The organism is Streptomyces apricus, from assembly GCF_008369065.1.
Classification (GTDB): Bacteria; Actinomycetota; Actinomycetes; order Streptomycetales; family Streptomycetaceae; genus Streptomyces; species Streptomyces apricus.
The window spans coordinates 4010-12759 of sequence record NZ_VDFC01000069.1 but is presented as its reverse complement, the minus strand read 5'-3'; the positions used below and the strand labels follow the sequence as shown (position 1 = coordinate 12759).

9 protein-coding genes are annotated in these 8750 nt (G+C 73.2%); 4 read left to right on the top strand and 5 right to left on the bottom strand.

The window, feature by feature from the left end:
* Nucleotides 1-55: 55 nt before the first annotated feature.
* Nucleotides 56-1156, bottom strand: coding sequence for an alcohol dehydrogenase catalytic domain-containing protein (locus FGF04_RS33495; RefSeq protein WP_149515154.1), 1101 nt, complete (start codon nt 1154-1156; stop codon nt 56-58).
* Nucleotides 1156-2682, bottom strand: a complete 1527-nt coding sequence (locus FGF04_RS33490; RefSeq protein WP_235882630.1) for an APC family permease — start codon at nt 2680-2682, stop codon at nt 1156-1158. The genes FGF04_RS33495 and FGF04_RS33490 overlap by 1 nt, the downstream gene beginning before the upstream one ends.
* Nucleotides 2683-2864: 182 nt before the next feature.
* Here FGF04_RS33490 and FGF04_RS33485 point away from each other — a divergent pair, with 182 nt between their 5' ends.
* Nucleotides 2865-3596: a TetR/AcrR family transcriptional regulator gene (locus FGF04_RS33485; protein WP_149515153.1), complete on the top strand. Its 732-nt coding sequence runs from the start codon at nt 2865-2867 to the stop codon at nt 3594-3596.
* 191 nt (nt 3597-3787) lie between these two features.
* On the opposite strand, the gene FGF04_RS33480 is transcribed toward FGF04_RS33485, so the two are convergent.
* Nucleotides 3788-4237: a DoxX family protein gene (locus FGF04_RS33480; RefSeq protein ID WP_149515152.1), complete on the bottom strand. Its 450-nt coding sequence runs from the start codon at nt 4235-4237 to the stop codon at nt 3788-3790.
* 176 nt (nt 4238-4413) lie between these two features.
* On the opposite strand from FGF04_RS33480, the gene FGF04_RS33475 reads away from it, so the two are divergent.
* The 3 genes from FGF04_RS33475 (at nt 4414) to FGF04_RS40725 (ending at nt 6345) form a co-directional block, all read left to right on the top strand.
* Nucleotides 4414-4866: a MerR family transcriptional regulator gene (locus FGF04_RS33475; protein WP_149515151.1), complete on the top strand. Its 453-nt coding sequence runs from the start codon at nt 4414-4416 to the stop codon at nt 4864-4866.
* A gap of 67 nt (nt 4867-4933) precedes the next feature.
* The gene (locus FGF04_RS33470) at nt 4934-6013 is read left to right on the top strand and encodes an NAD-dependent epimerase/dehydratase family protein (protein ID WP_235882629.1); all 1080 of its coding nucleotides are present in this window, start codon (nt 4934-4936) and stop codon (nt 6011-6013) included.
* 140 nt (nt 6014-6153) lie between these two features.
* The gene (locus FGF04_RS40725; protein ID WP_149515150.1) at nt 6154-6345 is read left to right on the top strand and encodes a hypothetical protein; all 192 of its coding nucleotides are present in this window, start codon (nt 6154-6156) and stop codon (nt 6343-6345) included.
* A 103-nt stretch (nt 6346-6448) separates the two neighbouring features.
* Here the strand turns inward: FGF04_RS40725 and FGF04_RS33460 are convergent, their stop codons facing one another.
* On the bottom strand, nt 6449-7861 hold the full coding sequence (locus tag FGF04_RS33460; protein WP_149515149.1) for a glucoamylase family protein: 1413 nt from the start codon (nt 7859-7861) through the stop codon (nt 6449-6451).
* A gap of 222 nt (nt 7862-8083) precedes the next feature.
* Nucleotides 8084-8750, bottom strand: a 667-nt coding sequence (locus FGF04_RS33455) for a family 1 glycosylhydrolase (RefSeq protein ID WP_149515157.1), incomplete at its 5' end; no start/stop codon positions are given.

Genomic DNA, 8750 nt, shown 5'->3' with positions numbered 1-8750 from the left:
GCCCGTGCGGTACGGGCCGGCCGCCGCCCTCACGGCGTGGTCACGGCGGCGGCGGTCACGGTTCGAGGATCGTCCGTACGCCCGTGCCGGAGCGCAGGTCGTCGAGGGCGAGTGTGGCCTCCGCCAGGGGGCGGACCTTTCCGACCAGGTCGTCCAGGGGCAGCTTCCCCGCGAGATAGAGGCGGGCCAGCTTGGGGATGTCGAGTTCGCCCACGCTGGAGCCGTAGTTGCAGCCGAGGATGCGCTTGCCCTGGTCGGCCAGGTCGAAGAGGTTGAACGCGCCGGTGGCGTCGGTGGCCGCCATGCCGACGAGGACGGCGGCGCCGCCGGAGGTGAGCATGGCGGGCAGGGTCTCGACGACCTTCGGGCTGCCGATCGCCTCGAACGCGTAGTCCACGCCGCCGAGTTCGTCCTGGCACCAGGCCACCACGTCGTCGCGCGCCCCGTCGAGGGKGTGGGTGGCGCCGAACTTCTTCGCCGCGGCGAGGCGTTCGGGTGACAGGTCGACGGCCACGACGGGATCGGCGCCGACCAGGGACAGGCCCATCACCACGGAGAGGCCGACGCCGCCGGTGCCGATGACGACCGCGGACTCACCGGGCCGCACCCCGGCGGTGTTGACGACCGCGCCGATGCCGGTGGTGATGGAGCAGCCGAGCAACGCGCCGATGCTGAAGGGGAGTTCGTCGGGGACCTTCACCGCGGCCGTCTCCGGGACGACCAGCCGGCCGGTGAAGGCGCCGAGCCCGAGGTAGGGCCAGACCTCCTCGCCGTCGGCGTCCGTGAAGGGGGTCGTGCCGTCGGGCAGGGTGTTGGCGACGGCCTTGGTGCCGGTGCACAGCCAGCCCTGGCCGGCCACGCACTTGCGGCAGCGCCGGCAGGGTGCGAACCAGGACAGCACCACGTGGTCGCCGGGCCGCACGGAGGTGACGCCGGGACCGACCCCGCTCACCACGCCGGCCGCCTCGTGGCCGAGGACGAGGGGGCGGTCGGTGGGCCAGTCGCCGGAGACGATGTGCAGGTCGGAGTGGCACACGCCCGCGGCGCGCACCTCGATCTCGACCTCGCCCGGACCGGCGGGGCGCAGGGCGACCTCGCGGGTGCCGAGGCCCGTGGCGGGGTCGAAGACGACGGCCGGTGAGAGTTTCGACGACATCAGGGTGCCTTCACTTCTTTCGCGGTGGGACCTTGTGCGGTCGGGTGTGCGGTGGCCGCGCCCGGGGCGAGCCGGGTGTGGGGCTTGGCCGTCACGACGTATCCGAGGCCGATGACGAAGAGGGCGGAGAAGACCAGGACCACGGCCCAGACCTGTGCCCAGCTGCCGTCGGCGGGGGCGAGTTCGGTGCGCGGCCAGGCGATGTTGACCGCCTCGAACAGCAGCCAGAGCACGGCGAGCACGTTGACGACGAGTCCGGTGCGGCCGAGCCGCAGCTGGCCCGCGGCCGGGTTCCAGCGTCCGCGCAGCCGGGCGACCAGGGCCACGACGGCGACCGCGAGGAAGACGAAGTAGAACCCGCCGGAGCCGAACGCGATCAGGGTGGCCGCCGCGTTGCCGTTCAGTCCGAGCAGCAGGCCGAGGCCGGCGAGGACGGCGGTCGCGATGAGGGAGACGTACGGGATCTGCCGCGGGCCGACGGTCGCGAGCTTCGCGGAGAAGGGCAGCTGGCGGTCGCGGGCGAAGGCGTAGACGGCGCGGCCGATGTAGGTCTGGATGGAGATGGCGCAGGCGAAGAACGCGATGAGGACGACGACGACGAACGGCTTCTCGCTCCAGCCGCCGAGCCCCTGGGTCACCGCCTCGAAGACGGGGTCGGCGATCGCGCCGGACACGGCGTCCTCGGGCCGGCGCAGCGCGAGGGTCACGGCGAGGCCGGTCAGCAGGACGGTGAAGGCGACGAAGAGGTAGGCGCGCAGCAGGGCGCGCGGGACGCTGCGCCGGGGCTGCTCGGTCTCCTCGGCCACCTGCGTGGTCGCGTCGAAGCCGAGGAACGCCCAGCCCGCGACCGCGAGGCAGGTCAGCAGGCCGGCCGTCACGGAGCCGCCCGAGACGTCCTGCGCGCCGAGGGTCTCGAAGAGGATCCCGAAGCCGTTGTGGCGCACGAAGAGGAGGAGGATCAGGCTGACCGCGAGGGAGGCGACGCCCTCGGCGACGATGCCGGCGTTCAGGAAGTGCTTGACGGGGTTCACGCCGAGCAGGTTGATGCCGAGCGCGACGGCGACGAAGACCACGCCGAGGAGGACGTGCACGGCGGTCGACGGGGCGCCGTCGCCGGCCAGCATGTACAGCCAGGTGGCGCCGAGGTACGCCACCGTGGTCAGCGAGGCGACGGCCGAGGCGAGGTAGATCCAGCCGACCAGCCAGCCCAGGCGCGGGCCGCCCAGCCGGCGCACCCACTGGTAGACGCCGCCCGTGATCGGGAACTGCGAGGACAGCTCGGCGTAGACCACGGCGACCAGCAGCTGGCCGAGGAAGGCCACGACGACGGCCCAGATCCAGGTGGGCCCGGCGAAGAGGAAGCCGAGCTGGACGACGGCGTAGATGCCGACCACGGGCGAGATCGTCGCGAAGCCGATCGCGAAGACGGCCCACGCGGACAGGGTCCGTTTCAGCTCCTGCTGATAGCCGTACCCGGCGAGCTCACCGGCGTCGGTTCCGCCTGCGTCGGTGGGGGTGTCGTCCACGTTCGTCTCCTGACAGTGATGCGCGGGCTGCCGTACGGTCCGCCGTCCCGCCGGCGGCCGGCTCGACGAGGGCGGGGCGCAGGGGGCGGTTCTCGGACCGGGGCCGGTGGTTTCCGGACGGCGACGCTTATTGGGCGCATGACCAATTGCTTATTGGTCGCATACTCAATAGCATTCGCGACATGACGTCAAGGGGTTCCGGCACGAGTTCCGACGCGGCTTCCGGCGCGGCTTCCGGCATCGCTTCCGGCGCGGCTTCGGGCGCGGGCGGACCCGGCAGGCGGGTCCGCAAGGACCCGGCCGAGCGCCGTCATGAGATCGTCGCCGCCGCCGCGCGGGTGGGCCTCACCGAGGGACTGGAGTGCATCACGCTGCGCCGGGTCGCCGACGAGCTCGGCGTGCGGCCCGGACTCGTCGGCCACTACTTCCCCGCGGCCGACGCCCTGGTGGCCGAGGCGTTCACCGCCGCCACGRTGGCGGACCTCGACACGCTGCTGCCCGAGCGGCCGGACGGCCCCGGCGACGGCGACGGCGCACCGCGGGCGGTCCTGCAGCGGTTCTTCACGCTGACGTCCAGCACCGAGTTCGACGACGTCAGCCGGCTCTGGCTCAACGCGCGGCACCTGTCGCGCTACCGGCCCGGGCTGCGCGAACACGTCGTGGCGCAGGAGATGCTCTGGTGCCGGCGCATCGAGAAGGTCGTCGCCGCCGGTACGGAAGCGGGGGACTTCAGCTGCGCCGACCCGTGGGAGGCGGCGCTGCGCATCCTGGTGGCGATCGACGGGGCCAGTGCCTACATCAACACCAGCGCCGACCGGCGCGCAACGGTGATCACGCACCTGGCCAGGGCGGTGGCGGAGGCCGAACTGGGGCTTGCGGCGGGGGCGTTGGGGCCGTCGCCCGAGAAGGCCTGAGCGAGCCGTTCCTCAAGTCGGTTCGACGGACGAGGGACGGCTTCAGGGACGAAGGGCGGCGGTCGTCGGGACCGGTCCGACGAGAAGAACCGGTCCCGACGAAAAGGACCGGTCCCGACAAGAAGGGCCGGTCCCGATGAGAAGGACCGGTCCGACCGTCCGCACCGGTCCGACCGTCCGCACCGGTTCGCTCACCCGGACCGTTCGGCCACCGGGCCGGCGACGGGGCGCGTGCCGCGCTCGCGGCCGAGGACGCGTTCCAGGGCGAGGGCCCCGGGGCCGAAGAACACGACGAGCAGGAACCCCCAGCAGAAGAGCACCGGGGCCAGTCCGCCGTTCTGCAGCGGGAAGAGGCCGTCCTGCTGGTGCTCGGTGAAGTACGCGAACGCCATGATGCCCGAGCAGAGGAACGCGGCGGCGCGGGTCGCGAGGCCGAGGAGGACGAGGGCGCCGCACACCAGCTCGATCACCCCGGCGTACCAGAAGGGCCAGTCGCCCGTCGGGCTCGCCTTGCGGTCCAGCACCCCGAAGACCGTGGCGGCGCCCTCGCTGGTGAACAGCAGGCCGAGGACGATGCGGAAGAGGCCCAGGACGAGGGGCCGGCGCGTCGCCAGCCAGTCGTCGAGGCGTGAAGTGGTCATGGGAGCTCCTCAAAAGTCACCACGCGGTCCCTGGGTCGCCACGTGGTCGGCGGGACGAGGGCGGGACGGACCGCGGGGTCCGGGCCGAGACCCTCGGTCGACCGTACGTGTGCGGAGCGCTCCGGGTTCAGATGTCGGTTTGACTTGAAGCGCTTCAGGTGTCGGAGGCTGTCCGCATGCCAGCGACCAGACAGCACGCCGAGGACCTGACCATCCAGGAGATGGCGCGGCGCTCGGGCTTCGCCGAGTCCACGCTCCGCTACTACGAGAAGATCGGCCTGCTGGGCCGGGTGGCCCGCGACGAATCCAGCGGTCACCGCCGGTACGGGCCCGCGGTCGCGGAGCGCGTCCAGGCGCTGTCCTGCCTGCGCTCGGCCGGGATGACGGTCACCGGGATGCGCCGCTACCTGGAGCTGCTGGCCCTGGGCGACGCCGCCGCGGCCGAACAGCGCGACCTGTTCGCCGCGCAGGCGGAGACGCTGGCCGCCGACATCGAACAGCTCCAGCTGCGCCTGGCGTACCTGCGGCACAAGGCAGAGCTGTGGGACGCCCGGGTGCGCGGGGACGCCGCCGCCGAGCAGCAGGCCGTCGAAGAGGTCACCCGCGTGATCGACCGCTTCACGTACTGACGGACCGAAGAACCAAAGGGCCGCCGCCTCACGTACCGAAGGAACGAAGGACCGAAGGACCGAAGACATGAGCACATCGGACATGAGCACACCGCATCCCGACGACGCCCCGCGCGAACCCGCGACGGTACTCGTCACCGGCGCCACCGGACTCGTCGGCGGCCACTCGGTCGCCCGGCTGCTGCGCGAGGGGTACCGGACCCGTGTGACGGTACGGGAGCCCGGACAGCGGGCCGCGGTCCTGGCGGCCCTGCACCGGGCCGGGGTCGAGCCGGCGGACCGGCTGGAGTTCGCCGTCGCCGACCTGGGCTCGGACGGCGGCTGGGGGCGGGCCCTGGACGGCGTCGGCCACGTCCTGCACCATGCGTCGCCCTTCCCGGTCAGGCCGCCGGAGACGGAGGACGAGCTCGTCCGGCCCGCCCGCGAAGGTGCGCTGCGGGTCCTGGCGGCGGCGCGGGAGGCAGGTGTCCCGCGGGTCGTGATGACCTCCTCGTACGCCGCGATCGGCTACACCCTGAAGCCCGACGACCGCTACTCCGAGACGGACTGGACCGATCCGGACACCGAGGGGCTGCCCGCGTACCACAGGTCGAAGGTCCTGGCCGAGCGCGCGGCCTGGGACTTCGCCGACGCGCAAGGCGACATCGAGCTGGTCGTCGTGAACCCCACGGGCATCTTCGGCCCCCAGCTCGGCGACCGCCCCTCGGGCTCGGTCGGCCTGGTCGCGAGCATGCTGACCGGGCGGCTGCCCGTGGTGCCGGTCATGTACTTCGGCGTCGTGGACGTACGGGACGTGGTGGACCTCCACCTGCGCGCCATGCTGCGTCCGGAGGCGGCCGGGGAGCGCTTCATCGCCGTCGGCGGGCCGTCGATCAGCTTCTTCGGCATGGCGGAGATCCTGCGGCGGAACTTCCCCGCCGCGGCGGACCTCCTGCCCGCCACCGAACTGACCGTCGAGCAGGTGATCGAGGGCGCGAGGACCGACCCGGCGCTGCGGGACGCCGCGGCGCTGCGGGGCCGGATCCCCGTCATCAGCAACGAGAAGGCCCGCTCGGTCCTGGGCTGGCGGCCCAGGGACGTCACGGAGACGATCGTGGCCACCGCGGACAGCCTGCTCCGGTCGGGCCTGTCCCCGGCCCCGGCCTGATCGCGCGCATCCACGGCAGCCGTGACACCCACAGCACTCGCAGCACCCGCGGCAACCGGGGCGGGCCCGGCGGGGCGAGGCGCCCCGTTCCCCGCGGCGGCCCCGTTAGCCTGGGGGATCCGCCGTCGAGAGGAGCCGTCATGCCGGAGGGACCGACGCCAGAGGGCTCGACGCCCGGGGGCCCGTTGGGCACAGCCATGCGGACGGTGACGTTCCCGGACGGGTCGAACGGGATCATCCTGGTGAAGGCGGGCACGTCGCAGGAGGACGCGGACGCGCTGGCGGCACGGGTGTGGGCGGAGCGTTCGGAGCGCCGTCCCGGCGGGGAGTAGCCCCGCGCCGGCGAGCAGTAGCCCTGGGGACGACGGGTCTCCGGACTGCCGGGAGAGAGGTCCGCCCCCTCCCCCCAGCCCGGAGACCCGTGCCGCGGCGGCGCTAGATCGAGAACCGCTCCGCGGCCAGCAGCGGCCGGACCCGGGAGTGGAAGCCCCCGCTGCGGAACGGCCGCTGGAGGAGGCCGGGGCGCAGCTGCTGGGCGATCGCCGCGGTGATCATGCCCTGGTCGAGGGCGAGGACGACGTCGCTGACGCGGCCGGTGGTGACGTCCACCGAGTCGCGGAAGCCGTAGCGGTCGTCGTAGGCCCCGAAGGCGCGGTCGAGGGCGCGGAGGTTGGCGAGCGCCTCGGCCGGGGCCTGGGGCAGGGCGAGGAAGGAGGCGTGCGGGGTGACGACGCCGAGGGAGTGGTAGCCGTCCTCCTGCATGCCGATCGCGTCGACGCCGTACTCGCGGTAGCCGCCGTCCGGTACGGAGGCCGGGGAGAAGCCCCAGTAGCCGTACTCCTCCTCGATCAGGCCGTGTTCGATCTGGCTGCGGACGAACCGCCGGTGGGTCGTGCCCCAGGAACGGGGTGACCACTGCGGCTCGGGCACGAACAGCGGCACCATCAGCGCCTCGAACATGGAACCGCCCCAGGTGGGGACGAGCTTGCGGCCGCGGTGGGTGTAGTGGCCCTCCCAGACGCGTACGCCGTCGATGTCGGCGTACGCGCCGCCCGGCTCCTGTTCCTGGCCCATGCCCGGGAGCAGGGTGCGCATCAGGTGCCAGTAGTGCTCGCCGGGCAGTGAGCCGTCGGCCATGCCCAGGTAACTGGCCATGCGGGGCTCGGTGTTGAGGGCGCCGTAGTGGTGTCCGGTGGGCTCGCCCTTGCCGGGCTTGTCGGGCCAGAAGCCGCCGCGCAGCTGCCCCGGCCCGGCGACGGGGTCGGCCGGGTCGTAGGGGGTGTAGTAGTACGACCAGTCGGCGTCGGCGAGGAGCGCCGCGACGCGGGGGCGCAGGTGCGGGTCGGCGTCCGCGGCGATCCGCAGGCCGGTCACCAGCCAGGCGTTGTCGACCGTGGACAGGAACGGGCGGACGGGGTCGCCGGTCTCCGGCCAGGCCGTCAGCAGGGAGCCGTCGTGCGCGTCGTACCAGTTGAACCACCAGCCGTGGGCCCGCTCCAGGCGTTCCACGGCGGTGATCGCGCGGGCCAGCCGGTGGCGCATGGTGGAGGCGGAGATGACGCCGAGTCCGGCGGCCGCGACGGTGGACCACAGGCCGCAGCCGATGTTGGTCGGTGAGGTCTGCGCGGACGGCACCGGTGTGCCGCTCCCGCTGACGTCGATCTTGTCGGCGGCCAGGCCGAGTTCGGTCGTCATGGCCTCCATCGAACGGTGGGTCGCGACGAACCAGTCGCGCAGCAGGCGGCGTTGCGCGTCGGGTCGTACGGCCGGTGCGGCGGCGGCCGTGCCGGTCAGCGACACGGCGCAGGTGGTCGCTGCGGCGGCGGTCAGGAAACTACGGCGGTTCATGCGGCTCTGGCTCCTCTGCGGTGAGCAGGCAGACGGGAAGGTGCGGGCGGCGACGCAGCGGGTGCGGCACCAGGACCCGGAGGTGGTACGGGCGGCGACGCGGCGGATGCGGAGTCACCGCCCCGGGGTGACTCCGCAAGCGCGGCGTCGTGGTCGTGGGGTGGTGCGGGAGCCGGCCGGTGTCAGGTGCCGGCCGGCTCCCGGTCTCGGGGGGGGGGACGGTCAGTGCGCGGCGCGCGGCAGGACACGGTCCCGGCCGAGGCCGCCGAGCCAGACCGCGGACGGCTTCGCGGTGCGCTCGAAGGTGACCGGGTCCACGGCGATCAGTCCGAACGTCGGCGCGAACGAGCCCCATTCGTAGTTGTCCAGGGCACTCCACGCAAGGTAGCCCTGGACGTTCAGGCCGTCCTCGACGGCGGCGGCCACCTCGTCGAGCGCGCCCGTGTAGTAGTCGACGCGGCGGCTGTCGTCGGAGGCGGCGATGCCGTTCTCGGTGACGATCAGGGGCGTGCCGTCGCCGATGACGTCGGCGGTGTGGCGCAGGGCGTGGCCGACGGCGGCCGGGTAGTACTCCCACTGCGTGAGGGTGCGTTCGGCGTCGTCGGGCGCCGGGACGGGCCCGGTCTCGGCGATCTTGGTGCGGGTGTAGGACTGCACGCCGATCCAGTCGTCGCCGCGGGCGGCCTCGATGAAGACGTCCTCGCGGGGGTACCGGTAGTCGGCGGTGACCTGCTCGGCGCCGGGCAGGGCCTGGTAGACCTGGTTGGCCACGGTCCAGCCGACCAGGATGCCGGGGTGCCGGTCGCGCAGGACCTTGACGGCCGCGTGGTGGGCGGCGATGACCGCGCGGGTGGTCTCCTCGTCGGGGGTGGGCAGGGCGGCGGGCGGG

Bases quoted from the DNA above. Each gene is read 5' to 3' on its own strand.
- FGF04_RS33480 (WP_149515152.1), bottom strand. From the start codon at position 4,237: ATGACCACTTCACGCCTCGACGACTGGCTGGCGACGCGCCGGCCCCTC.
- FGF04_RS33475 (WP_149515151.1), top strand. From the start codon at position 4,414: ATGCCAGCGACCAGACAGCACGCCGAGGACCTGACCATCCAGGAGATG.
- FGF04_RS33470 (WP_235882629.1), top strand. From the start codon at position 4,934: ATGAGCACATCGGACATGAGCACACCGCATCCCGACGACGCCCCGCGC.
- FGF04_RS40725 (WP_149515150.1), top strand. From the start codon at position 6,154: ATGCCGGAGGGACCGACGCCAGAGGGCTCGACGCCCGGGGGCCCGTTG.
- FGF04_RS33460 (WP_149515149.1), bottom strand. From the start codon at position 7,861: ATGAACCGCCGTAGTTTCCTGACCGCCGCCGCAGCGACCACCTGCGCC.